Below are 24186 nucleotides of genomic sequence, written 5' to 3' on the forward strand. Positions count from 1 at the left end.
GGACTTTTCTTTTCAAAAGGGCGCATCCCATGCCGCTGACCCAGGACCAGATATTCCGCTTCCTGAAATCCGTTCACCCTTATGACGCGCTGGACGCCCAGGCGGTCGAGGCGTTGGTGCCCGCGCTTCAGGCGCAGGCGGTTTCCGCAGGCGACGCGATTTATGCACTGGGCGAAGATCTGCCCGGCATCTACATCATTCATGAAGGCGAGGTAGAGGTCTTTGACGAAAATGGCGTGATGGTCAGCCATCTTGGCCTGCGCAACTCTTTCGGGGAACGTGGACTGTTGCGAGAAGGCAAGGCCGTGACCAGTGCGACCGCGGCCACCGATGCCACGCTTCTGGTTCTGCCCGCCGAGCATTTCCACGCCCTTTTGCAGGCGCATGATCAGGTGCGCCGCTTCTTTGACCGCTCGCGCTCTGATCGCGCCTCGAAACAGGAACGCCAGGAACTGGCGACCACACAGGTCGACACTTTCATGGCCAGCAGCCCGGTGACCTGCCCGCCCGATACCACGGTGCAAGAGGCCGCAATTCGGATGCGTGACGCGCGCGTGTCGTCGATTTGCGTGACCGAAGGCGATGTGCTGACCGGCATCCTGACCACACGCGACATGTCCGGCAAAGTGCTGGCCGCGGCCCTGCCGATCGACACCAACGTGACCGAGATCATGACCCCCAACCCCATCACTCTTGCCCCCTCGGCCATCGGGTCGGATGTGCTTCATGTGATGATGGAACGTCGCATCGGCCATGTGCCGATTGTCGAAGCGGGCAAGCTGGTGGGCATCGTCAGCCAAACCGACCTGACCCGGTTCCAAGCGGTCAGTTCTGCTGAACTGGTGCGTGAGATCGCTCAAGCGAACACCCCCGAAGAGATGCGCGACGTGACCGAGCGTATCCCGCAGCTTTTGGTGCAGCTGGTGGCCGGAGGCAGCCCGCATCAGGTGGTGACCCGGCTGATCACCGACATCGCCGACACCTGCACGCGGCGGCTTCTGGCGCTGGGCGAGGCCAAGCTTGGCCCGGCCCCGGTGCCTTACCTTTGGGCGGCCTGCGGGTCACAGGGGCGGCAGGAACAGACCGGTGTGTCGGATCAGGACAACTGCCTGATCCTGTCGGATGATGTGAGTGATGACGACCGGGACGGCTATTTCACTGAGCTGGCGAAGTTTGTCTGCGATGGGCTGGATGTCTGCGGCTATTTCTATTGTCCGGGCGATATGATGGCCACCAACCCGCGTTGGTGCCAGCCGCTGTCGGTCTGGCGTGGCTATTTCGATCGCTGGGTTGCAAAGCCTGACCCCGAGGCACAGATGCTTGCCTCGGTCATGTTCGACCTGCGCGCGATCTCGGGCGATGAGAGCCTCTTTGCCGGCCTGCAGAAGGACACGCTGAAACTGGCCGCGAAAAACTCGATCTTCGTGGCGCATATGGTGTCGAACTCGCTGAAACACACGCCGCCTTTGGGGCTTTTGCGTGGTTTTGCCACGATCCGCTCGGGCGAACACAAGAACCAGCTCGATATGAAGCATAACGGTGTGGTGCCGATCGTAGACCTTGGACGCGTTTATGCGCTGCAGGGCCAGTTGACCGAGGCCAACACTCGCGCGCGCCTTGAGGCCGCGATCCATGCGGGCGGGCTGAGCCAGTCCGGTGGGCAAGACCTTTTGGATGCTTATGACCTGATTGCCGACACGCGGCTGGAACATCAGGCTGAACAGGTGAAGGCGGGCGCGAAGCCTGACAACTACCTGTCGCCATCTGATCTGTCGGAGTTTGAACGCAGCCACCTGCGCGACGCCTTCGTGGTGGTGAAATCCATGCAAAGCGCCATTGGACATGGGCGCGGGATGCTGGGGTAAGGCGCGCTTTAGGGGAGGAAAGACATGTTTTACGAAACGATTGCCACGCTGGTGGCCGGTTTTGCCGGTGGCGGGTTGGTCTTGCTGCTGAACAAGACCCTGCGCGGGCGTCTGCCCCGTTGGGCGGTGCCGGTGGGCGCCGGGATTGCGATGATCGCCGCCACGATGGCCAATGAATATGGCTGGTACGAGCGTACCAAATCGACCCTGCCCGAAGGCTTCACGGTTATCCAGACCGTTGAAAACAAGGTCTTCTATCGCCCCTGGACCTATGCTGTGCCCTTCGTTGAACGCTTTGTCGCGCTGGATGCGCCTTCGCTGCGCACCCATGACGCCAAACCCGCGCTGCGCATCGTTGACGCCTATCTGATGGGCCGTTGGTCCAAACCGGAAAAAATGGTGGTGCTGGCGGATTGCGATACGGGCAAACGCGCGCCTTTGCTGGACGGTGCGTCCTTTAGCGCTGCGGGGGATGTGACGGGGGTCAACTGGTTTGCGGCGGATGCAGGTGATCCGCTGGTCACCGGGATCTGCGCATTGGAGGCCACGTCATGAAAGTCCTGACGAAGCTCTCGCTGCGCCTGCGCGTCTTTTTGTTCTTTGCCTTTTTGGCAGGGGCCTCGGTCGGGCTGGTGCTGCTGGCGCTTTACGCCGGTGCGATGCGCGCCACGGCTGAAGACTACGTGTCCGGGTTTGTCTTTTCGGGTGTGATCGCGGGGTTTGGCCTGCTCGCACTTTCCGCCGGGGTCTGGTTCCTGTTTGACGAAAACGTTGCCCGCCCGATCGAACGTCTGGCCACGGGCCTGCGCTCGCGTGCGCATGCGGGCGCTGGCGGGGTGGACACCCATGCGGCGCGCTATCTGGGCGATCTTGCCCCAGCGGCCGAGGCCGTGTCCGAGCAACTCATGCAATCCACGATGGATCAGGCGTCGATTGTGGCGGCAGAAACCTCGCGCCTGTCGGCCGACAAGGCCCGTCTGACGGCGCTTTTGTCGGAAATTCCCGTGGCCATGGTGTTGATCAACCCAGCCCATCAGATTGTGCTTTATGATGCGCAGGCGGCGGGGGTTTTGTCACAGGTTTGTCCGGCGCGGCTGAACGCTTCGATCTTTGATTATTTCCAGAAGGGGCCGTTTATGGTCGCCTATGAGAAAATGATTTCGACCGGGCTGGAGCAGAGCTTCACCGATCTGTCTGCCGCCAATGGGCTGGAGTTTGACGCGCGCCTGAAACCGCTGGCACCCGGCGAGGGTTACCTTCTGATGATTGACGACGCCCATGCGATGCTGACCCCCGATGAAGGTCGCCCCGTGGTCTTCGATTTCGACCTGATGGAGGGGCAGGCCACCGACAATCTGATGGAGATGTCCCTGCGCGATCTGACCTATGTGGTCTTTGACACGGAAACCACCGGGCTTTTGCCCCATAAGGACGAGATCGTGCAGATCGGTGCGGTGCGCGTGGTGAAGGAAAAGATCGTGCCAGGCGAGGTGATCAACCAGCTTGTGGACCCGGAAATGCCGATCCCGGCGGCCTCGACCAAGGTGCACCATGTGTCCGACGCGATGGTGGCCGGTCAGCCGACCATTCAGGTGGCGGGTAAGTCCTTGCATGATTTTTCAAGGGGTGCGGTTCTGGTCGCGCATAATGCCCCGTTTGACATGGCGTTTTTGCGCCGCCACGCGGAAAGCTGCGGCGTCGACTGGACGCATCCGATCCTCGATACGGTGCTTTTGTCTGCGATGATCTACGGTACAACCGAGGTGCACACGCTGGATGCGCTGTGCGACCGGCTGGGCGTCGTGATCCCGCCCGAGCTGCGCCACACCGCGCTGGGCGACGCGCAGGCCACGGCAGAGGTGCTGTGCAAGATGCTGGCCATGCTGCATTCAAAAGGCATCGAAACCCTGTCGCAGGCCATCGCCGAGGCCAAGAAACACAAGCGACTCTTGGAAGACCTGAACTAGCCGCCGCTCTGGGGCAGGGCGCGCGTCTGGTAGAGCTTCACCTTGGTGCCGCCGTGATCCACCGGCGGGCCGGGTGGCAAAAGCGGCAGGCCCGTGGCCTTGGCCAGCCCACCATCCGAGGTGATGATCGCCACGCGCCAGCCGGAAAACCGCTGGCTCAGCACCTTGCCCATCGCGCCATAAAGCGAAAACAGAAGCTTCTTGTTGCCAATGCGCGCGCCATAGGGCGGGTTTACGATCACCAGACCGGGTTTTGTGTCGGGGCGCTGCAGATCGCTGATCGCGGCCTCGGTGAACTGGGTGGCCGATGCCACGCCCGCGCTTTCTGCGTTTTTCCGGCTGTTGGCGATGGCGCCGGCGTTGCGGTCTGATCCAAAGAAACGCGCAGTGTCAGCCACTTGCGGGGCGCTTGCCGTTTTCAGCTGGGCGAAAGCATCCGCGTCGAAGCTGGCCAGATGTTCAAACGCAAAACTGCGGCTGCGTCCGGGCAAAAGCCCCGCGGCCATTTCTGCCGCTTCCAGCACAAAGGTGCCGGACCCACACATGGGGTCAACCACGGCTTCCTGTCCATCGAAACCGGCCGCGCGCAAGAAAAGAGCCGCCAGGTTTTCGCGCATGGGCGCTTTGCCCGTGGCGGTCTTGTGGCCCCGTTTGTGCAGGCTTTCACCTGATGTGTCCAAGCTGATCGTGACCAGGTTGTCGTCGATCCGCACCTTGATGACGAGGTCGGCATCCTTGGAAATGGGTGCGCCCAGCGTTTCAGAAATGGCGCGTGCGACCCGCTCTGCCGCGCCCTTGTGGTGATAGATTTTTGACCGCTTGCAGACGGCTTCGACCCGCACGGGGGTATCGGTGCGCAAGCTGTCGGCCCATGGAAATTTCCGCGCGCGCTTGTCCAGCTGCGCCATGTGAAAAGCGCGAAATTCGCCTAATCGCACCAGCACCCGCGTGGCCCCACGCAAGGTCAGATTTGCACGCCAGACCTCGGACCATGTGCCTTTCGTGGTAACCCCACCGGGGCTGACGGTCGGCGCGTCAAAGCCTGCTGCGCGCGCCTCGTCAGCCAGATGCGTTTCAAGGCCGGGCGGGGCCACTAGGAAAATCTCGTAACGGGGGTCGTGGGTCATGCGGGCGTCATACCCGAGGTCGCGTCTGTCCGCGAGGGAAAAGACATTCCTCTTGCAAATTGGATACAATATGCAAAGCTGAACAGAATGAAAAGGGACAGGCCCATGCGCTCTAGCAAAACTATCCATGTGGTGTCCGCTCATGCCGAGGGTGAGGTGGGCGATGTGATCGTGGGCGGGGTTGTGCCACCGCCCGGTGACAGTCTGTGGGACCAGAGCCGTTTCATCGCGGCAGACGAGACCCTGCGCCAGTTTGTGCTGAACGAGCCGCGCGGGGGGGTGTTTCGTCATGTGAACCTGCTGGTGCCGCCCAAACATCCCGAGGCCGATATGGGTTTCATCATCATGGAGCCAGAGGACACGCCCCCCATGTCCGGCTCGAACTCGATCTGCGTCTCGACCGTGCTTTTGGACAGTGGCATCCTGCCGATGCACGAGCCCGAAACCCACCTGACGCTGGAGGCCCCCGGCGGGCTGGTTCGGGTACGGGCCGAGTGCAGGAACGGGAAGGCTGAACGCATCTTTGTCCAGAATGTCGCCAGTTTTGCGGATCGGCTGGACGCGATGGTCGAGGTCGAAGGCATCGGCAGCTTGCGTGTTGATACCGCCTTTGGCGGCGACAGTTTTGTCATCGTGGACGCGGCCGATCTGGGGTTTGCTCTGACGCCTGACGAGGCCGCCGATCTGGCCCGTACCGGCGCGCGCATCACCGATGCGGCGAATGAGCAGTTGGGGTTCAATCATCCGGTAACGGATTGGGGTCACATATCTTTTTGCCAGATTGCAGGAGAGTTGACCCGCGAAGGCGACGTGCTGTCCGGCAAGAACACCGTTGCGATCAAACCGGGCAAGCTGGATCGGTCGCCAACCGGCACCGGGGCCTCGGCACGTATGGCGGTGATGCTGGCCAAGGGACAGATGGGGCTGGGCGACCGCTACCACGCGCATTCGATTATCGACAGCGTGTTTCACTGTCGCATCGTTGAACAGTTTGACCTGGCTGGGCGGGCCGCGATCACCCCCGAGATATCGGGGCGCGCCTGGATCACCGGCACGCATCAGCACATGCTGGATCCCGCCGACCCCTGGCCCGGTGGCTATCGCCTGTCGGACACATGGGGGGCCAGCTGAAGGAGCCAGCTGAGCGGGGCTATAGATCAGCCGCGCGCATAAGGGGAAAAAACACGCCCGACGACCACAGGCCAAACCAGTCTTCGCCTGCGTGCTGTGCGGTGGTGCCATGTTCGATCAGCCTGTAAAAGCTTTTGCGGTCGATGCGCGCCTCGAGCCCGGCGCGTATGTCGACATAGGGGGTCGGGCCGGTGCTGTCGCCCGCCATGCGCAGCGGATTGTCCAGCCCGGCCGTGGCGGTGTCGCCCAAGCTGGTGGTGAAGGTGATTTGCTGTGTTTCGCCATGGCCGGACATGTTGACATCCACCGCCACGAATGGCGCGTCCTCGACGGTGATGGCCCATTTTTCCACCGGGGTTACCAGATAAAACCGGTCACCTTCGCGCTTCAGGATCGAAGCAAACAACTTCACCAGCCCCTCGCGCGCGATCTCACGCCCTTCATGCACCCATGTCCCGTCACCTGTGATGCGCAGGTCCATCTCGCCCGACAGGGGCGGGTTCCACAGATGTACCGGCGGCAATCCGCGGGCCGGCGTGCTGTCGGCCACGCGGGCCAGGGCGGTGCGTGTCGGGCCGTTTGTCCCGTTTTCTGCCGATTTTCCGTCACTTGCCGCTTTTGTCATTTGTCCCTCGCAAAAACATGGCCTTTAATGACCTTATGATCAGCACAAAGGAATGACCATGCACAGCGAAGACCTTGTGAAGGATGTCGAAGCCCTGTCTGCCAAACTGGCACAGGCGCGCGATATGGTGGGGCGGCGCATCATCGGTCAGGACGCAGTGGTGGACCTGACGCTTTCGGCGCTGCTGGCAGGCGGGCATGCGCTGTTGATTGGCCTTCCGGGGCTTGGCAAGACGCGGCTGGTCGAAACACTGGGCACCGTGATGGGGCTGCGCGATGGGCGGGTGCAGTTTACGCCTGACCTGATGCCGTCTGACATTCTGGGGGCCGAAGTGCTGGAGGAAGGCGCTGATGGCAGCCGGGCGTTTCGCTTTGTGAAAGGCCCGATCTTTTGCCAGCTACTTCTGGCGGACGAGATCAACCGCGCCAGCCCCCGCACGCAGTCCGCATTGTTGCAGGCGATGCAGGAACACGAGGTGTCGGTGGCAGGTCAGACCCATGCGCTGGGGCAGCTTTTTCATGTGCTGGCCACGCAAAACCCGCTGGAACAGGAAGGCACCTATCCGCTGCCCGAAGCCCAGCTGGACCGCTTCTTGGTGCAGATCGACGTGGACTATCCCTCACGCGCAGATGAGCGCGCGATCCTTCTGGCGACCACGGGCAACGAAGACGCGGCGATTGCGCCGGTCTTCAGCGCCGATGATCTGACCGCCGCGCAAAGGCTTTTGCGCCGTATCCCGGTGGGCGACGGCGTGGTCGAAGCTATTTTGGACCTTGTGCGCGCCTGCCGCCCGGATGACGAAAGTGCGTCTGATGACCTGCGCGAGGCGTTGATCTGGGGGCCGGGGCCACGCGCGGCACAGGCCCTGATGCTTTTGTCGCGGGCGCGGGCGCTGCTGGATGGGCGGCTTGCGCCGGGTATCGACGATGTGCGCGCCTTGGCGCTGCCGGTGTTGCAACATCGGATGGAGCTGAGCTATGCGGCCCGCGCCGAGGGACAGTCCCTTTCCGCGCTGATTGCGCGGATTTCTGACCGTGTGCTTGCGGGTCAGGCGGCGGCGTGACCTCGCGCGCCGCCTCTGACCTGCGCGCCCGCGCCGAGGCACTCTCTGCCCCGTTTGCGCCGCTTCTGGCCGCCGCAGACAGTCTGGCGCGTGCGGTTCAGCTGGGTGAGCATGGCCAACGGCGGGCGGGGCAGGGCGATGCGTTCTGGCAATATCGCCGCGCCCAGCCCGGCGACCCGGCCCATCGGATCGACTGGCGGCGCTCGGCCCGGGCGGACCGGCTTTATGTGCAGGAAAAAGAATGGCAAACGGCCAAAACCGTTCAGCTTTGGGCCGACGGGGGGGCCTCGATGGGCTTTGCCTCGCACCCGGATCTGCCGCGCAAATCGGACCGGGCTGCGTTGCTGATCACCGCGCTGTCGGTTCTGCTCTTGCGCGCAGGGGAACGGGTGGGCCTGAGCGGTGACAGCCAGCCCGCTGGGCAGGGCCGCGTCGTGGCAGAACGCGTGGCGGCGCGTCTGACGGCAGCCGATCCGCTGCCCGATCTGGATGCCGGGCTGCATAAACCGCATGCGCGCCACGTGATTGCATCAGATTTTCTGGGCCCGCTGGACGGGGTGGAACGTTATGTGACGCGCGCCGCAGCACAGGGCGCGCGCGGCGCGATCGTGCAGCTTCTTGACCCGGTCGAGGAACGTTTCCCCTTTCAGGGGCGTGTGGTGTTTGAAGATATGACCGGCCAGGTGGAATATGACACGCGTGAAGCGGCAGATTTGCGGGGGCGATATCTGCAAAGGCTTGCCGCGCGCAAAGCGAAGCTTCAGGATATTGCGCGCCGGGCCGGGTGGCGCTGTCTGACCCACCACACCGATGCCCCGGCCTTGCCCGCGCTCTTGTGGCTGACCCGCGCCGTTGGTGAACGCGCATGACCGCCGCGCTATCCTCTGTCTTGGCCCTTGGCTGGAGCGCCCCGTGGCTTTTGTCTGCGCTGGTGCTTCTGCCCGCGCTGTGGTGGCTTCTGCGCGCGGTTCCGCCGCGCCCGATCCGGCAGCGCTTCCCGGCGGTGGCGCTTCTTTTGGGGCTGGAGGATGAACATCAAGAGGCCGACAAAACCCCGTGGTGGCTTATGGTTCTGCGCCTGTTGGCCGTGGCGGCGCTGATCATTGGATTTGCCGGGCCGGTGCACGATCCCAACCCGGAAAAGGGCGGGCGCGGGCCGGTGCTCTTTTTTGTAGATGGCTGGTGGGCGGGGGCGCCGGATTGGTCTCAGCGCATGGCGCTTCTGGATGAAGAGCTTGCCAAGGTCGAAGCAGATGGCCGCCCCGCCGCCGTGGTCCTGTCGCCTCAGGCAGGTCAAACTCTGAAACCCGAAACAGGCGCGCCCTTACAGGATGCGGGCAATCAGCGCGCGCAGCTTGCAGGGCTTGCCCCTGTGGCATGGGATGGCAGCTACGCGTTGGCGCGCGATTGGGCCCAAGCCCTTCAAGACACCACCGCCCCACCGCAGGAAGTGGTCTGGCTGTCAGACGGTCTGGCGCGCGACGGACGTATGGAATTACTAAATGTTTTCGAGGGCTTGGGCGGTGTTCGGGTGCTGCAGTCCCCGACAGCCCGATTGGCGCTTGCCGCCCCTGAGATCGCGGATGGGCAAATCTCATTGACCGCGCATCGCGCGCCAGCGGGGGGAGAGGTGACCCATATTCTGCAGGGGATCGGACCGGATCCTGCGGGTGTCGAACGGGTGCTGATCGAAACTCCGGTTCTCTTTTCCACTGATGCGACAGAGGCCGAAGCGACGCTGGAGGCCCCCGCCGAGATTCGCAATCGCGTGACCCGATTTGCCTTGCGTGACACGCCAAGCGCGGGGGCTGTGGTGCTGGTTGACGATGGCCTGCGCCGGCGCCGCGTCGGGCTGATGGCCGGACGGGATGCCGAAGGCTTGGCGCTTTTGTCTCAACAGCATTATCTGCGTCAGGCGCTTGCCGACACCGTGGAACTGATCGAGGCCGACACCATTCCCGCCCTGATCCGCGCATCGGTTCAGATCATCATCCTGCCTGATCTGCCGGGGCTGTCACAACCTGATGCCAAAGCGCTGAAGGATTGGGTTCAGGAAGGTGGGCATCTGCTGCGGTTCGCCGGGCCGCGTATGGCCGCGCTTGGCGCAGGTGCGGTGCAAGGCGGCGCGGTTGGAGCGGGTAACGGCGTGGCCGGGCCTGATGGGGTCGACCCGCTTTTGCCGGTGCGACTGCGCGCGGGCGGGCGGATCACTGGTGGCGCAATGAGCTGGGCCAGCCCGCGCCGGATTGCGCCCTTTGACGAGGCGTCGCCCTTCTTTGGCCTGCCTGTGCCCGACGACATCCGGGTCGAAGCACAGGTTCTGGCCGAACCCGGCCCGGATCTTGCCGCGCGCACCATCGCCAGACTTGAAGACGGCACCCCCTTGGTGACCCGCAAGCCGCTGGGGGCGGGGCAGGTGGTGCTGTTCCATATCTCGGCCAATGCTGAATGGTCGTCCCTGTCGCTTTCTGGCTTGTTTGTGCAAATGCTGGAACGGCTCGCCGTGGTCTCGGCGCGTGCACAGGACGGGGCGGACATGCTGGCAGGGGGGCAGGCAGATGTGCAATGGAAGCTGTCTCAGACCCTGGGTGCGTTTGGCGCGTTGGATGCCCCCACCCAGACCCGCCTGATTGCAGGCGAGGTTCTGGCCCGCGGCGCTGGCCCTCAGGCGCCGCCGGGTCTTTACACGCATGAAGGTCGGCAGCGCGCGTTGAACATCTTGGCCCCCGGGCAAGGGATTGCACCGGCAAACTGGCCCGCACGGGTCGCACCGCAGTGGAAGACAGATAGGGTGCGGGTGCAGATCGGGCCGTGGTTTTTGGCGCTGGCTTTGGTGCTGGGCGCGCTTGATGTGATCGCAGCGCTTGTTCTTTCAGGTCGTTTGTCGCGCCCCCGCGCGCGCCGCACGCTGGCCCTTTTGGGGGCTGGCGCGATGCTTTGCACCACCGTCCTTGCTGTCGCGCCCAATCCCCTTTTGGCGCAAGATGCGGCCTCGCCTGTGCCGGAAGTGCCCCCCGACCAGATCGCCATCGCCGCCACGGTCAGCTTTGCCTTCATACCCACGGGCAACCCCGACGATGACACCATCGTTGCGGCCGGGTTGACCGGCCTGTCAGATGCGCTTTACGCCCGCAGCTCGGTCGAGCCAGCCGCGCCAGTTGCGGTGAACCCCGAAACCGACGCATTGTCGCTTTTCCCACTGATATATTGGGTGATCCGCCCAGATACCGCCCGCCCCAGCCCAGAGGCTTACCTTCGTCTCAGAGCGTATCTGGCTGCCGGAGGGCTGATCATTTTTGACACGCGGGATGGCGCGCTGGATCAGGGATCAGCGGCGACACGCCGCCTGAGAGAAATCGCGCTTCCGCTGAGTTTGCCCGCGTTGGAGCCTGTGCCCCATGACCATGTGCTGACCCGCGCGTTCTACCTTCTGGATCAGTTTCCGGGCCGGTATCAGGGGCCCGTCTGGGCCGAGGCCGCAAATGATGCAGGGCGCGCGCGTGAAGAAGGCGTGCCGTTTCGCCCGTTGAATGATGGTGTGACACCGGTGCTTTTGACCGGCAATGACTGGGTGGGCGCATGGGCCGTGCGCGCGGATGGCCGACCCTATCTGCCGGTCGGGCGTGGTTTTGCCGGGGAACGGCAGCGCGAAATTGCCACGCGGTTTGGCGTCAATCTGGTGATGCATGTGCTGACGGGGAACTACAAATCCGATCAGGTGCATGTGCCGGCGCTGTTGCAAAGGCTGGGCGAATGAATGTGACAAGCCTTGTATTCGACCCCGCGCTGCCCCTGACTGTTCTAGCTGGGTTGAGCGTTCTGTGCGGGGCGGTTCTGTTGCTGGCGCTTTGGCGTGGGCTGCGGGGCTGGGGCTTGCGCGCGGTTGCATCTTTGGCCGTTCTGACCGCGCTTGCGGGTCCCAAACTGGTCGAAGAAACCCGCCAGCCGCTGGGTGACATAATTGTGGTGATCGAAGATGACAGTGCCTCGTCCGGCCTGCCGGGGCGCGCGGCACAGATTGACGCCGCGCGGGCGCAGCTGGTGCAAGGTTTCGGAGCGCAGGCGGTCGGTCAATCCGGCGTCGATCTGGTGTATCACCGCCTGTCAGAGCTGATGCCGCCCGATCCCCCATCTGCGAGTAACGCGCGCTCGGATCCGGGCACCCGGCTGATCAGCGCCACCCGCAAAGCGCTTGGCCGTTTGCCTGCCGAACGGGTGGCGGGCGTGTTCTTGATGTCGGACGGCGTGGTGCATGATGCAGATCAGGCGCTGCCGCTTGAGGCCCCGCTGCATCTGATGATGACCGGGTCCGCGGCGGATTGGGACTATCGTCTTCACCTGATCGAAGCGCCCGCATTTGGCATCCTTGATGAAACCGTGACCCTGCGCGTGATGGTCGAGGCTTTGGGGCCGGTGCCTGATGCCCCGGCATTTGTTGACCTTACCTTGCGCGTTGATGGCGGCGCGCCACGGCGCATGGCCGTGCCCGTTGGTGTTGAAACGCCGCTATCCCTGCGCCTTGAACATGCGGGCCGCACGCTGGTGCATCTGTCGTTGCCGCCGAAACCCGAGGAACTGACCGCCCGCAACAATGACGCCGTGGCGCAGATCAATGGCGTTCGGGACCGGTTGCGTGTGCTTTTGGTCTCGGGCATGCCGCATCCGGGCACGCGGGGCTGGCGCAACCTTCTGAAATCGGACGGGGCGGTAGACCTTGTGCATTTCACCATCCTGCGCCCACCGGAAAAACAAGATGGAGTGCCGGTGAACGAGCTGAGCCTGATCGCCTTTCCCACGCAGGAGTTGTTCATCGACAAGATTGACGAATTTGACCTGATCATCTTTGACCGCTACCGGTTGCGTGGCATCTTGCCCGGTGTCTATCTGGACAATGTGCGCGCCTATGTGGAACGCGGTGGGGCCGTTTTGGTGGCGGCGGGGCCGGCGCTGGCCAGTGCCGACAGCATTGCCCGTTCTGACCTTGCCGCGATCCTGCCCGCCCGACCAACCGGTCGCCTGATCGAGGCGCCCTTCCGACCCGAAATTTCTGCGATCGGGCAGCGGCATCCGGTCACGCGTGCGTTGCGGGCCGATTGGCTGGCGGATCAGGGCAAAGATCCCAGCGCGCCGTGGGGGGCATGGATGCGCCGGGTCGAACTGTCCCCTTTGTCGGGTCATAAGGTGCTGCAGGCGCCGGATGGCGCGCCTCTTTTGTCGCTGGATCGGGTGGGCGAGGGGCGCGTGGCGTTGCTTGCATCTGATCAGGCGTGGCTCTGGGCGCGGGGCTTTGACGGCGGCGGGCCGCAAGCGCAGCTGATGCGTCGCTTGTCGCATTGGCTGATGCGCGAACCGGATCTGGAGGAGGACGCCCTGACAACGCGGGCCATTCCCGGCGGGTTCGAGGTGCTGCGCCAGAGCCTGGAAGATGATCCCGGCGTTCTGGACATCACCGCCCCCGATGGCACCCTGCGCCAGATCGAGCTGACCGAGACCGCACCGGGCCGTTTCAGCGCGCGTATAGACACTGACCAGCAGGGGTTGTTTCACCTGTCGCAGGGGGCGCTGAGCGCGGTTGCGATGCGCGGGCAGGCGACGCCGCGTGAATTTGAACGCCCGCTGGCCAGCGCCAACAGTCTTGCCCCGTATCTGGAACGCGGGGCGGACAGAACGGGCGGGCCGGGCGGCGGCGTGTGGTCTTTGGAGGCGGGTGTGCCGTCGTTGCGTGCGGTGCGAGCGGGGCGGGCAACCCATGGCAATGGGTGGTTGGGATACATGCCACGCGGTGCCTACCGCACGCTTGATGTGACCCGCGTGCCGCTGGCACCCGCATGGCTATATCTGTGCCTTGCCGGGTTGGCCCTGTGCTTGGCGTGGTGGCTGGAAGGGCGGGGCCGGCGGGGCGTCGCGCCTGAGGAGCGTGCCTGAGGACCCCGGTTTTCGGCGCGCAAGTTGTTTCCCGTGGCACGAAGGGCTTGCACAATTCAAAAATTGGTTATATTTTTTTACCAATTCATCTTGCGGAGGGATTCCATGCAGATGCCACCACCAGATCAGGCGCTGATTGATCGCAAGGCGCATATCGTTGCCCGGCTGCAATCGGTGCTGCCCGATGGGGCGGTTGTGCATGATCCGATCGCCACGCGTGCTTATGAATGTGACGCGCTCACCGCCTATAAGTGCCCGCCGCTTTGTGCCGTTCTACCAGCATCCACCGCCGAGGTCTCGGCCGTGATGTGCATCTGCCATGAAGAAGGCGTGCCGGTGGTGCCACGCGGCGCGGGCACCTCGCTTGCCGGTGGGGCGCTGCCCACGGCGGACAGTGTGATCCTGGGCGTGGCGCGGCTGTCTGATGTGTTGGAAACCGACTATGACAACCGGTTCATCCGGGTGCAGTCCGGGCGCACAAACCTGTCGGTGACCGGGGCCGTCGAAGAAGATGGGTTCTTCTATGCCCCCGATCCGTCCAGCCAGCTGGCCTGTGCCATCGCGGGCAATATTGCGATGAATTCAGGTGGTGCGCATTGTCTGAAATATGGCGTGACGACAAACAACCTGCTTGGTGTGAAGATGGTCATGGCCGATGGCGAGGTGGTCGAGATTGGTGGCGCGCATCTGGACCCGGCAGGGCTGGATTTGTTGGGCTTGATCTGCGGGTCCGAAGGGCAGTTGGGCATCGTGACCGAAGCCACCTTGCGCATACTGGCCAAGCCCGAAGGCGCGCGGCCTGTGTTGATCGGCTATGACAGCAACGAGGTGGCGGGGCATTGTGTGTCGGACATCATCAAGTCCGGCATTCTGCCCGTGGCCATCGAGTTCATGGACCGCCCCTGCATTCGTGCCACGGAAGCTTTTGCAGGCGCGGGCTATCCCGATTGCGAGGCGTTGCTGATCATCGAGGTCGAAGGCTCTGATGCCGAGATCGACGAACAGCTGTCGCGCATCATCGATATTGCGCGCCGCCACAACCCGGTTGAAATCCGCGAAAGCAACTCTGCTGAAGAAAGTGCGGCGATCTGGTTGGGGCGTAAATCAGCCTTTGGCGCCATGGGGCAGATCAATGACTATATGTGCCTTGATGGCACGATCCCCGTGTCCGAGCTGCCGCGCGTGTTGCGTCGGATCAGTGAAATGGGGGCGGAGTATGGGTTGGACGTGGGCAATGTGTTCCACGCGGGCGACGGCAATATGCATCCGCTTATTCTGTTTGATGCCAACAAGCCCGGCGATCTTGAGAAATGCGAAGCACTTGGTGCCGACATCCTGCGGCTTTGTGTCGAGGTGGGCGGCTGTCTGACCGGTGAACATGGCGTGGGGGTGGAAAAGCGTGACCTGATGGGTGCGCAATACGCCTCGGATGATTTGGATATTCAGCTGTCGGTGAAAGATGTGTTCGATCCGGGCTGGCTTTTGAACCCGGCCAAGGTGTTTCCGCTTGAAGTCAGTGAAACGCGGCGCGCGGGCTAGGGGCTCTGCCCCTCGCGCAAAATCTGCGATTTCGCGCTTCCCCGAGGTATTTGGAACAAGAAAATGAGCATGACACCCAGAAATGAAAACGAGCTGGCCGAGGTGATCCGCGCGGCGTCGGGGCCTTTGCGTGTTCAGGGCGGGGGCACGCGGGACGTGGGCGCGCCGGTTGACGGAGAGGTGCTTTCGACCGCTGGGCTGTCAGGGGTCACGCTTTATGAACCCGGCGCGATGACGCTTGTGGCAGGCGCGGGTACGCCCGTGGCTGAACTGGAGATGCTGCTGGCAGAGGAAGGGCAGCGGCTTGCCTTTGAACCGTCGGATCTGCGCGGTCTTCTGGGCACAAGCGGGGGATCGACCATTGGCGGTGTGGTGGCAACCGGCGCGTCTGGCCCGCGCCGTATTCAGGCAGGTGCTGTGCGCGATTTCTGTCTGGGCGTGCGCTTTGTTGACGGGGCCGGGCGGGTTTTGAAAAACGGTGGTCGGGTGATGAAGAATGTCACGGGCTATGATCTGGTGAAGCTGATGGCCGGCAGCTGGGGCACGTTGGGCGTTCTCAGCGAGGTGAGCCTGAAGGTGATGGCGATCCCGGAAACTGAAACCACTTTGGTAGGCGAGGGGTTGTCGCCCGCGGATGCCGTGGCGGCGATGTCGGCAGCACTTGGGTCGCCCTTTGACATCACCGGGGCGGCGCATCTGGAGGGCAAGACCTGCATTCGCATCGAAGGGCTGGAGGCGTCAGTAGCCTATCGCGCGCGCGCGTTGGCGGATGATGTATTGCCCGGTTTCCAGCCTGTGGAGGCGACCGCATCGGCCGCGCTTTGGGCTGGCATCCGGGATGTGCGGGTTTTTGCCGGTGCGGATGGTGCCGTGTGGCGTGTGTCGGTCAAGCCAACCGATGGCCCCAAGCTGGTTCACGCGTTGGGCGATCTGGCGCATGAGGCTGTGTTCGACTGGGGCGGTGGACTTGTCTGGCTGCGCGTGGATGAAACCCGCGACGGGGATGCCGGTGCAACTGCGATCCGTGCAGCCCTTGCCCCGCTTGGGGGGCATGCCACGTTGATGCGCGCCACTGCGCAGACCCGTGCCCGCGTGCCCGTCTTTCAGCCTGAACCGGCCCCCGTGGCCGCGCTGTCGCGCGGGCTTCGCAACAAGTTTGATCCGCGCGGCATTCTGAACCCCGGCCTGATGGGAGCCTGATCCATGCAAACCCATTTCACCCAAGACCAGTTGAAAGACCCGGCGATCAAACGCGCCAACGAAATCCTGCGATCCTGCGTGCATTGTGGGTTCTGCACGGCGACATGTCCCAGTTATCAGGTGCTGGGCGACGAGCTGGACAGCCCGCGGGGTCGCATCTATCTGATCAAGGATATGCTCGAGGCCGGGCGCCCGGCCGACAAGAAAACGGTCGAGCATGTGGACAAATGCCTGTCCTGTCTGGCCTGCATGTCGACCTGCCCGTCGGGCGTGCATTACATGCATCTGATCGACCATGCCCGCGCCCATATCGAAAAGACCTATAAGCGCCCGCTGTTTGATCGCGTGCTGCGTTGGACGCTGGCGCAGATCATCCCCTATCCGGGGCGGTTCCGGCTGGCGATGCGGGGCGCGCGCATTGCCCGGCCCTTGCGCAAGTTCATGCCCGATCCAAGGCTGGAAGCGATGCTGGAAATGGCGCCGCCCAAGCTGCCGCGCCCATCGCAAAATGACAAGCCACAGGTTTTCCCAGCCAAAGGCACACGTAAGAAACGCGTGGCGCTTTTGACAGGTTGTGCGCAAAAGGCGCTGGATACCGATATCAACGACGCGACGATCCGGCTTTTGACCCGCCTGGGCTGCGAGGTGGTGGTCGCCAAGGGCATGGGCTGTTGCGGAGCGCTGACCCATCACATGGGCAAAGAAGATGCAAGCCACGCGCAGGCTGCGGCCAATATCCGCGCCTGGATGTCGGAAAAGTCCAAGGCTGGTCTGGATGCGATCGTGATCAACACCTCGGGCTGCGGCACGACGGTGAAGGATTACGGCCATATGTTCCGCACTGACCCCACGATGGCTGATGATGCGGCAGAGGTGTCTCGTCTTGCCTGTGACGTCAGCGAGCTGTTGATGGAGTTGGATTTGCCGAAGGCGGATATGGGCCAGCGGGTGGCCTATCATTCGGCCTGTTCGCTGCAGCATGGGCAGCAGGTGAAAACCCATCCCAAAACGCTATTGAAACGCGCGGGCTTTGAGGTCGTGGAGCCTGCCGATCCGCATCTTTGCTGCGGGTCTGCCGGCACTTATAACCTGATGCAGCCCGAGATCTCGCAGGAGCTGAAACGCCGCAAGGTCGCCCATCTGGAAGCCAAAGCGCCGCAGATCATCGCGGCAGGCAATATCGGCTGCATGATGCAGATCGGGTCGGGCACGGGCATACCGGTTGTGCACACGGTCGAGCTGTTGGATTGGGCGACCGGAGGGCCACAGCCGCGTAAATTGACCTGAGCGCCGCATTTTTTCCTTTTTCCTGCACGGGTTTTGACCCTAAACATGTGTCAGAGGGTGGAGTAACCGCCCCGCTTGAGGCAGAGAAATATGAAGAAGCTTATTGCGTTGCTGGTCGCAGGCCTGTGGCTTGCCGGACCGCTTGGAGCGTCAGACCCGTCGCCGCTCAGATCCCTGATGACAGGGGATGACAGCCGTGGTTGGGAAGGCGTTGGACGCCTGAATATCGGAAATGGCAGTTTTTGTACCGGCGCTTTGATCGCCGACAATCTTGTGCTGACAGCGGCGCATTGTCTTTACGACAAAGACACCGGCGTGCGCATCATGCCTGACGAGATCGAATTTCTGGCCGGGTGGCGCAACGGGCGTGCCTCGGCCTATCGCGGGGTGCGCCGGGCGGTGACCCATCCGGATTACCTGTTTTCCGCCTCGGATAAATCTGCGCGCGTGTCCAATGACGTGGCGCTGCTGGAGCTGGATCAGCCGATCCGCAAAAGCTCGGTCAAACCATTTGGGACCTATACGCGCCCGCGCAAAGGTGCCGAGGTGGGTGTGGTGTCCTACGCTCATGATCGTTCCGAAAGCCCCGCGCTTCAGGAGATGTGCAAGGTCTTGGCGCGGCAGGGCGGCACGCTGGTCTTAAGCTGCACGGTGGACTTCGGGTCGTCAGGCGCGCCGGTCTTCGTGGTCGAAGATGGCGAGCCGAAAATTGTCTCGGTCATTTCTGCCAAGGCCATGGTGCGCGACATCCCTGTCTCTCTGGGCACAAATCTGGAAACGCCGCTGGCTGAGATGCAGGCCATGTTGGCCTCGGGCGACGGCGTGTTTACGGCTGTGCAACCTGTGGCGCGCCCCTCTGTGCGGCGCGTTGGGACCGGAGCAGCGGGGCCGGGGGGGGCGAAGTTCCTGCGCCCATGATCCGGTTTCGCTATCTTCTGATGCATATGGCGTCCATGGCGCTTTTGTCGGGCGGCGCCACGGCAGAGGGCAACCCCGCCCTGAAACGCCTGACCCTGCGCCATGACCTTTTGGGATACGAAGCCGTGGGCAAGCTGGATCTTGTCGGTGGCGGCTATTGTACCGGCGTTCTGATTGCCAGTGATCTTGTCCTGACCGCCGCGCATTGCCTGCGCAGTGCGGTGAAAGCGGGCCATGTGGACGGGCTGCGGTTTCGCGCGGGCCTGTCTGATGGCAAGGCCATTGCCGACCGCACGGCGAAAGCGGCGGTGATGCATCCGGGCTATGACCCGCGCCGGGGCATGTCGGCACGCAATATCGAAACGGATGTGGCGCTGGTGCAGCTGGCCCAGCCCATTCCCACCGCCACAGCCGCCCCTTTTGCGCCGTCTACGCTGCCTGCGCGCGGGCGCGAGGTATCGATTGTCAGCTATGCGCGCGGGCGCGATGCGGCCTTGTCACGTCAGGCCGTGTGCAAGGTGCTGGACCGCTATCAGGGGCTTTTGGCCTTTAACTGCGATGTGACCTTCGGGTCATCGGGTGCGCCGATCTTTGATGCATCGGGGCGGCGCCCGCGCATTGTCTCGCTTGTGTCAGGGGGGCGTCGGACCGCCAAAGGCGCGCTGGTCTATGGCACGGAACTTCAGGCCCGCGTGGCCGAGGTCAAACGGGCACTGCGCGCCGGACGCGGTGTGATCATGTCAACACAACGCGGGCCGGGGGCGCCTCCGCGCCTGATCAAACCGGGTCAATCCGGTGCGTTTGGCAATTCGGGCAACACGGGCGCGCGCTTCGTCAAACCCTAAAGCGTTTCGGCTTATTGTTGAGGCACAACAATGAGACGAAACGCGCGGAACCTACCCACGTTGTGGGCGTTTCGAAATCAACTTGTGTCTCAAGTTAATCTCGAAACGCTTTAACCCGCCACCGGACCACGACCCGCTCTTGAAGCGGTCAAAATACCCCCTATCTCTGATTTGTGGATGCCGCCGGGCGGGTCCGCACCCTGCCTGTCCCCGTTGGGAGGGCCAAAACAAACATGTCGCTTCAAGAAAGGACACATCATGCGTAATTTTGACCTGACACCGCTTTATCGCGCCACCGTTGGCTTTGACCAAATCGCCGACCTGATGGACCGGGTGCTTACCAATGACGGCAGCCGTGACAGCTATCCCCCCTATAATATCGAGAAGACCGGAGACGATGCCTGGCGCATTTCCGTCGCCGTTGCCGGGTTCTCGGATGACGAGCTTTCGGTCGAGGTGAAGGACAAGGCCTTGTTTGTCTCCGCGAAGAAAGCAGAGGAAGAAGACCGCACTTATCTGCATCGCGGCATTGCCACACGCGCCTTTGAACGCCGGTTCCATCTGGCCGATCACGTGCGCGTCACCGGGGCCACACATGAAAACGGCATGTTGCATATCGACCTGACCCGCGAAGTGCCCGAGGCGCTGAAACCGCGCCGGATCGAAATTGGCAGCACCAAAGCCGTTGAAGGTAAAGCTATCGAGGTCTGACAAGGCCACAGCTGAATGATTAAGGGCGCGGAGATTTCCGCGCCCTTTTGTGTTTCAGCCATTATTTTTGACCGTGGTCTAGGCTGTGGCCCGGCGTTCCTGTTCCAACAGGTAAAAGCTGGCGGCCAGAATGATGGCCGTGCCCACCCACATGGAGCCGGTTGGCAAAAAACCAAATACCACAAAGCCAAGCACCACGTTGAACACCAGCTTCAGGTGATCAAAGGGTTGCAGGAACCCGGCATCCGCCATGGAATAGGCGCGGGCCAGAACATGCTGTGCAAAAGCGGTCAGAAGTCCGGCCCCGACCACCAGCCAGATTGCAGAGGAGGGCAGGGCAAACCCAGTGCCAAGCGCCAGACCTGCGTTGATCGGGCTCAGAAGCAGCAGCAGGTAGATCGTGATCGTCTCGGCGCTGTCGCGGTGGGTCAGAAACTTGGTCACAACCGAGCTGGCAGCCCACAAGGCGGCGGCGCCCACCGGCAGCAGCGCGGCCAGTTCGAACCGGTCCGACCACGGCTCAAGGATGATTGCGCCCCCGATGATGCCCAGCACCACCGCGCCCCAGCGGTGCACGGACACATGTTCGCGCAAGACAAGCCCCGCGCCCAGCGTCACAAAGAACGGCGACAGAAGGATCAGCGCAATCGCCTGCCAGATCGGCACATGGGCCAACCCAAGCGTCCACAGCTGCACCCCGCCCGCGGCCAGGGCCACGCGCAGCACATGCAGCCAGACCTGAGAGGTTTTCATCACCGCCGCGCGGTGGCGAAACACCCATGGCAGGTAAAAGCCAAGGGCGATCAGATATTGCCAGAAGGTGACGGCAGGGGCTGACGCGCCCTTGCCCATGGTTGCCGATTGCAACCCGGTGTTGACCAGCGCAAATGTCGCGCCCGCCAAAACCATCAGCCCGGCGGCGCGCGCGGGCTGGGTCATATACGTTGTCTGAGCCATGCGGTTTGTCCTTTCGTCTTGTCGCAATGACCCAAGGCAGAAAGGACAGGGCACCCGGGGGACCCCGCGCACCTTACCCCATTCTCTTCCATCCGGACTGTAACCGTCGGCTCCGGAGTTGCACCGGATCTGCTGTCCCAAGTGCTTCGACAGAAACACGAGGCGCTCGCGGGCTTGAGACACAGCCGATGGCCGCACCCCTTTACCGCCGGTGGGGAATTTCACCCCGCCCTGAGAATGTCACCACCCCGGTTGGGGCAGCGATCGGGAAGGTAGGCGGGCAGAAACCCATGGTCAAGCATGTCACGACGCCAAGGTGCAAAATCAGTACGACGCATAAAGGACGCGCATGAAAAAAGAGGGGACCAAAGCCCCCTCTTGTGCGTCATAAAAAGGTTTGCTCAGTTCATAACGCCGTCTTCGATTTTGCCGATCGAGAAGAACATCGTCTCGCCCGAGTGGTCGTCCACACCGTCATTGTCGGTCGACACCCAAGCCGTGCCATCTGCGGCAATGGCCAAACCTTCGACCTTGTCCAGAATATAGCCCCCGGTGGCCGCCAGATCCGGCAGCAGGTCGCGGACCAGCTCTTTTGTCACAACCGGCAGGTCGCCACCCAGCGGGGCAGGGACCATATCGGCGGCGGGGATGCGGTAGATCTTTTTGGTGACGGCGCGGTGGTCATGTTGGTTGTCACGCTCGATCACATAGAAATAGTCCCCATGCGCCACGATCTCTGACAGGCCAACCCAGCCCGTGTCCGGTTCGGCCTTTGGATAAAGCACGGCGCCCCATTCCTTGGTCTCAAGGTTGTAGGCGACCAGTTTCACGTGGTTCTTGGGGTCATCTTTCCATTCGCGCTGAACGGCCATCCACAGGGTGTCGCCCACCTTGGTGATGCCCTCAAAGCCAAAGCGCTTCTCGACAGCGGCCAGTTCCGGCGGGATGCCGATCTCGCCCTTGCGGTCCCTGATCGAGCCGTCCGCTTGCACGTGATAGATCGCATGCGGGATCAGCCGTTCCGTGCGCCCCTCCGAGGCCACATAGAAGCCGCCCTCGCCATCCAGCGTGATGCCTTCCAGATCCAGCTTCTGCGCCGGCGCGCCATTGCGGGTGATGCGGATCACATCGGTGATGCGGGCAGGCGTGGTGTTGGTGTCGATCCGAAAGATCGAAGGCTGGAAGCCATAGAAACTGTCCGAAACGGCCCAGACGATGCCGCCTTCATCGGCAACCATGCCCGAGATCGCGCCCCATCCGATCAGCTCGTCTGCGCCTGCCGATGTCAGCATCGGATAGCTGGCGGCTGCCTCCTGCAGCTCATAGATCATGACATGGGCGCGGGCACCTTTGTCATCGACTAGGTCTTTCTCGTTGGCCGAGACCAGAAGGTTGCGCCCGGGGATCGTCACATAGCCTTCCGGGCCAACACCCGACGGCAGAAGCTGGCGCAGAACCGGGTTTGCCAGATCGGCCACATCATAGACGCCCACGACAGAGGCGCGCTCGGCGCCAATGAAGGCCAGTTTCATGTCACCATAGGTGGCGGCGGTCACGCTTTCAGGCTCGACCCCTTTGCTGTCAGAGCGTTTGTCGGGATAGTGACCAATCTCTACGATGGCCTTCTCTAGACCGGTGCCGTTCTCATACACAACCGTTCCGTCCTGATGAAAGATGGTCCAGCCGCGCGATCCGCCTTCGTAGTCCCCTTCATTGGCGGTGGCGAAATGATCCGCATCCAGCCATTTCACCGCATCCGGTTCGCGTTTGCGGCCCGCTTGGCTTTCCGTGAAGATCAAGGCGCCGCGTTCATCGGTGGCGTCGATGCCGTGAAGGTCGACGGAACCGGCCGGGAAGTGGCTCAGGATCTCGCCCTCTTTGGACACAACCGCGATGTGATTGTTTTCCTGCATCGTGACGACGATTTCGCCCTCGGCGTTGATGTCGACAAATTCAGGCTCCGGGTCCGAGGGGGCAATGTCGGCCAGCCCGGTCAGATCGACACGAAAGATGGCGTCGCATTCCAACATGCCGTCCTTCAGCGGGGCCAGCACCAGCTCACCTGCCGGTCCCTGCGGGATCACGCCCCCATTCAGATCCTCGTCCCGCTCGTTCTCTATCGCCACTGCGATGAAATTTGCATCGGGCGCCTTGGCCACGCTGTCAGGCTGTCCTCCCAGATCGCAGGAGGCCAGCTCTGCGCCGGTCACACTGTCGATCGCTTTCAGCAGGCCCGACGGCGCGGTGTAGCTTTCAGACGTATTCACACCAACAAAGGCGGTCTGGCCAATCACCGCAACCGAGGTCGGTTCGCCGGGCAGGGCGATGTTGCCCAAGGGCTTGGGATTGGCCGCATCAGTGATGTCGATGCGCCCCAAAGCGCCCAGCGGGCTGTCCGTATATATAAGTGTCATGCCATCGGCGGTGACGTCGATGATCTCGGGACTGGTTTCGCGGGTGCGATCCTCGCCCTTGGGCATGTTCATGACCACCGGGAAAGAGGCGATGCGGTTGAAGTTCATCTCTGCCTGAGCGGCGCCCGCCAGAACGGTCAGGGCGGTGGTCAGGGAAAGGGTGCGTGGCAGCATGGGAGTCTCCTCAAATTTCATCGCTGCCTTCTTGCCTGTGCTCTTAACAGGCGTGTGACGGGAAGATGTCAGCTCTGTAACGAGTCGGATTCTTTGCGAAACACCCTCAAAAGGGGGCGCCCCAAGCGACGAGTCGGTGACTGTATTGGTAAATCGTCTGCATATAGCTGCGATACGGCCCCAAAGGCCTCGGGTAAAGACAGGGGTGGTCGCGTTAAGCTATTGATTTATATGCATTTCATCATCATTTTTCGTTTTTTTGCATTTTTTGTCATTTTCCACTTGCGGGGTTCGGTGGTTAGGCCTAAAACCCCCCTCACCGGCGGCGCTGAGGCGCTAGTCGGGACGCCAGGCGGCGCTAGCGAGACGGTCGAGAGACGGGAACAACGGCAAAGTTTGGTTATAAATCAGGGGCTTAGTTGGCAGGTTGCGCTACAA

At 62.6% G+C, this 24186-nt stretch carries 19 protein-coding genes and 1 riboswitch; of the genes, 15 read left to right on the top strand and 4 right to left on the bottom strand.

The window, feature by feature from the left end:
- Nucleotides 1–29 precede the first annotated feature (29 nt).
- Genes ACRY08_RS14535 through ACRY08_RS14545 form a run of 3 tightly spaced genes read left to right on the top strand, consistent with a single transcriptional unit; the run spans nt 30 to nt 3832 of the window.
- A complete protein-coding gene (locus tag ACRY08_RS14535) occupies nt 30–1865 on the top strand; it encodes a putative nucleotidyltransferase substrate binding domain-containing protein (protein WP_432450680.1) in 1836 nt (611 codons plus the stop codon).
- Between the two features lie 24 nt (nt 1866–1889).
- Nucleotides 1890–2420 carry a hypothetical protein gene (locus tag ACRY08_RS14540; protein ID WP_432450681.1) on the top strand — a complete coding sequence of 177 codons (531 nt, stop codon included), beginning with the start codon at nt 1890–1892 and terminating at the stop codon, nt 2418–2420.
- On the top strand, nt 2417–3832 hold the full coding sequence (locus ACRY08_RS14545) for an exonuclease domain-containing protein (protein ID WP_432450682.1): 1416 nt from the start codon (nt 2417–2419) through the stop codon (nt 3830–3832). Before ACRY08_RS14540 ends, ACRY08_RS14545 begins: the two co-directional genes overlap by 4 nt.
- Here ACRY08_RS14545 and ACRY08_RS14550 read toward each other — a convergent pair.
- Nucleotides 3829–4959, bottom strand: a complete 1131-nt coding sequence (locus tag ACRY08_RS14550) for a THUMP domain-containing class I SAM-dependent RNA methyltransferase (RefSeq protein ID WP_432450683.1) — start codon at nt 4957–4959, stop codon at nt 3829–3831. The genes ACRY08_RS14545 and ACRY08_RS14550 overlap by 4 nt on opposite strands.
- Before the next feature lie 105 nt (nt 4960–5064).
- Between ACRY08_RS14550 and ACRY08_RS14555 the strand changes: the two genes are divergently transcribed.
- Nucleotides 5065–6090, top strand: coding sequence for a trans-3-hydroxy-L-proline dehydratase (locus tag ACRY08_RS14555; RefSeq protein WP_432450684.1), 1026 nt, complete (start codon nt 5065–5067; stop codon nt 6088–6090).
- Between the two features lie 19 nt (nt 6091–6109).
- Here the strand turns inward: ACRY08_RS14555 and ACRY08_RS14560 are convergent, their stop codons facing one another.
- On the bottom strand, nt 6110–6715 hold the full coding sequence (locus tag ACRY08_RS14560) for a DUF1285 domain-containing protein (protein WP_432450685.1): 606 nt from the start codon (nt 6713–6715) through the stop codon (nt 6110–6112).
- Between the two features lie 58 nt (nt 6716–6773).
- Between ACRY08_RS14560 and ACRY08_RS14565 the strand changes: the two genes are divergently transcribed.
- From ACRY08_RS14565 to ACRY08_RS14610, 10 genes are all read left to right on the top strand, one after another.
- Nucleotides 6774–7778: an AAA family ATPase gene (locus ACRY08_RS14565; RefSeq protein WP_432450686.1), complete on the top strand. Its 1005-nt coding sequence runs from the start codon at nt 6774–6776 to the stop codon at nt 7776–7778.
- Nucleotides 7775–8647, top strand: a complete 873-nt coding sequence (locus tag ACRY08_RS14570) for a DUF58 domain-containing protein (RefSeq protein ID WP_432450687.1) — start codon at nt 7775–7777, stop codon at nt 8645–8647. Before ACRY08_RS14565 ends, ACRY08_RS14570 begins: the two co-directional genes overlap by 4 nt.
- On the top strand, nt 8644–11535 hold the full coding sequence (locus tag ACRY08_RS14575) for a DUF4159 domain-containing protein (protein WP_432450688.1): 2892 nt from the start codon (nt 8644–8646) through the stop codon (nt 11533–11535). The genes ACRY08_RS14570 and ACRY08_RS14575 overlap by 4 nt, the downstream gene beginning before the upstream one ends.
- Nucleotides 11532–13703 carry a hypothetical protein gene (locus tag ACRY08_RS14580; RefSeq protein ID WP_432450689.1) on the top strand — a complete coding sequence of 724 codons (2172 nt, stop codon included), beginning with the start codon at nt 11532–11534 and terminating at the stop codon, nt 13701–13703. The genes ACRY08_RS14575 and ACRY08_RS14580 overlap by 4 nt, the downstream gene beginning before the upstream one ends.
- A gap of 105 nt (nt 13704–13808) precedes the next feature.
- Entirely contained in the window at nt 13809–15242 is a 1434-nt protein-coding gene (locus ACRY08_RS14585; RefSeq protein ID WP_432450690.1) for an FAD-linked oxidase C-terminal domain-containing protein, read from the top strand.
- Nucleotides 15243–15311: 69 nt separating this feature from the next.
- On the top strand, nt 15312–16442 hold the full coding sequence (gene glcE / locus ACRY08_RS14590) for a glycolate oxidase subunit GlcE (RefSeq protein WP_432450700.1): 1131 nt from the start codon (nt 15312–15314) through the stop codon (nt 16440–16442).
- 3 nt (nt 16443–16445) lie between these two features.
- Nucleotides 16446–17729, top strand: coding sequence for a glycolate oxidase subunit GlcF (gene glcF, locus ACRY08_RS14595; RefSeq protein ID WP_432450691.1), 1284 nt, complete (start codon nt 16446–16448; stop codon nt 17727–17729).
- 90 nt (nt 17730–17819) lie between these two features.
- A complete protein-coding gene (locus tag ACRY08_RS14600) occupies nt 17820–18647 on the top strand; it encodes a trypsin-like serine peptidase (protein ID WP_432450692.1) in 828 nt (275 codons plus the stop codon).
- Nucleotides 18644–19492, top strand: coding sequence for a trypsin-like serine peptidase (locus ACRY08_RS14605; RefSeq protein WP_432450693.1), 849 nt, complete (start codon nt 18644–18646; stop codon nt 19490–19492). The genes ACRY08_RS14600 and ACRY08_RS14605 overlap by 4 nt, the downstream gene beginning before the upstream one ends.
- A 258-nt stretch (nt 19493–19750) precedes the next feature.
- Nucleotides 19751–20203, top strand: coding sequence for an Hsp20 family protein (locus tag ACRY08_RS14610; protein WP_432450694.1), 453 nt, complete (start codon nt 19751–19753; stop codon nt 20201–20203).
- Between the two features lie 78 nt (nt 20204–20281).
- Here the strand turns inward: ACRY08_RS14610 and ACRY08_RS14615 are convergent, their stop codons facing one another.
- Nucleotides 20282–21160, bottom strand: a complete 879-nt coding sequence (locus ACRY08_RS14615; protein WP_432450695.1) for a DMT family transporter — start codon at nt 21158–21160, stop codon at nt 20282–20284.
- A 76-nt stretch (nt 21161–21236) separates the two neighbouring features.
- Nucleotides 21237–21403: riboswitch (FMN riboswitch) on the bottom strand.
- A gap of 158 nt (nt 21404–21561) precedes the next feature.
- Nucleotides 21562–23748, bottom strand: coding sequence for an esterase-like activity of phytase family protein (locus tag ACRY08_RS14620; RefSeq protein ID WP_432450696.1), 2187 nt, complete (start codon nt 23746–23748; stop codon nt 21562–21564).
- Between the two features lie 231 nt (nt 23749–23979).
- Between ACRY08_RS14620 and ACRY08_RS14625 the strand changes: the two genes are divergently transcribed.
- The coding region (locus tag ACRY08_RS14625) for a hypothetical protein (RefSeq protein WP_432450697.1) at nt 23980–24186 on the top strand (207 nt) is incomplete at its 3' end.

It is taken from the genome of Aliiroseovarius marinus, assembly GCF_050881025.1.
Classification (GTDB): Bacteria; Pseudomonadota; Alphaproteobacteria; order Rhodobacterales; family Rhodobacteraceae; genus Aliiroseovarius; species Aliiroseovarius marinus_A.

What these genes read in the sequence shown, in the direction of transcription:
- ACRY08_RS14535 (WP_432450680.1), top strand. Translation starts at nt 30, where the DNA reads ATGCCGCTGACCCAGGACCAGATATTCCGCTTCCTGAAATCCGTTCAC.
- ACRY08_RS14540 (WP_432450681.1), top strand. Translation starts at nt 1,890, where the DNA reads ATGTTTTACGAAACGATTGCCACGCTGGTGGCCGGTTTTGCCGGTGGC.
- ACRY08_RS14545 (WP_432450682.1), top strand. Translation starts at nt 2,417, where the DNA reads ATGAAAGTCCTGACGAAGCTCTCGCTGCGCCTGCGCGTCTTTTTGTTC.
- ACRY08_RS14550 (WP_432450683.1), bottom strand. Translation starts at nt 4,959, where the DNA reads ATGACCCACGACCCCCGTTACGAGATTTTCCTAGTGGCCCCGCCCGGC.
- ACRY08_RS14555 (WP_432450684.1), top strand. Translation starts at nt 5,065, where the DNA reads ATGCGCTCTAGCAAAACTATCCATGTGGTGTCCGCTCATGCCGAGGGT.
- ACRY08_RS14560 (WP_432450685.1), bottom strand. Translation starts at nt 6,715, where the DNA reads ATGACAAAAGCGGCAAGTGACGGAAAATCGGCAGAAAACGGGACAAAC.
- ACRY08_RS14565 (WP_432450686.1), top strand. Translation starts at nt 6,774, where the DNA reads ATGCACAGCGAAGACCTTGTGAAGGATGTCGAAGCCCTGTCTGCCAAA.
- ACRY08_RS14575 (WP_432450688.1), top strand. Translation starts at nt 8,644, where the DNA reads ATGACCGCCGCGCTATCCTCTGTCTTGGCCCTTGGCTGGAGCGCCCCG.
- ACRY08_RS14580 (WP_432450689.1), top strand. Translation starts at nt 11,532, where the DNA reads ATGAATGTGACAAGCCTTGTATTCGACCCCGCGCTGCCCCTGACTGTT.
- ACRY08_RS14585 (WP_432450690.1), top strand. Translation starts at nt 13,809, where the DNA reads ATGCAGATGCCACCACCAGATCAGGCGCTGATTGATCGCAAGGCGCAT.
- glcE (WP_432450700.1), top strand. Translation starts at nt 15,312, where the DNA reads ATGACACCCAGAAATGAAAACGAGCTGGCCGAGGTGATCCGCGCGGCG.
- glcF (WP_432450691.1), top strand. Translation starts at nt 16,446, where the DNA reads ATGCAAACCCATTTCACCCAAGACCAGTTGAAAGACCCGGCGATCAAA.
- ACRY08_RS14600 (WP_432450692.1), top strand. Translation starts at nt 17,820, where the DNA reads ATGAAGAAGCTTATTGCGTTGCTGGTCGCAGGCCTGTGGCTTGCCGGA.
- ACRY08_RS14605 (WP_432450693.1), top strand. Translation starts at nt 18,644, where the DNA reads ATGATCCGGTTTCGCTATCTTCTGATGCATATGGCGTCCATGGCGCTT.
- ACRY08_RS14610 (WP_432450694.1), top strand. Translation starts at nt 19,751, where the DNA reads ATGCGTAATTTTGACCTGACACCGCTTTATCGCGCCACCGTTGGCTTT.
- ACRY08_RS14615 (WP_432450695.1), bottom strand. Translation starts at nt 21,160, where the DNA reads ATGGCTCAGACAACGTATATGACCCAGCCCGCGCGCGCCGCCGGGCTG.
- ACRY08_RS14620 (WP_432450696.1), bottom strand. Translation starts at nt 23,748, where the DNA reads ATGCTGCCACGCACCCTTTCCCTGACCACCGCCCTGACCGTTCTGGCG.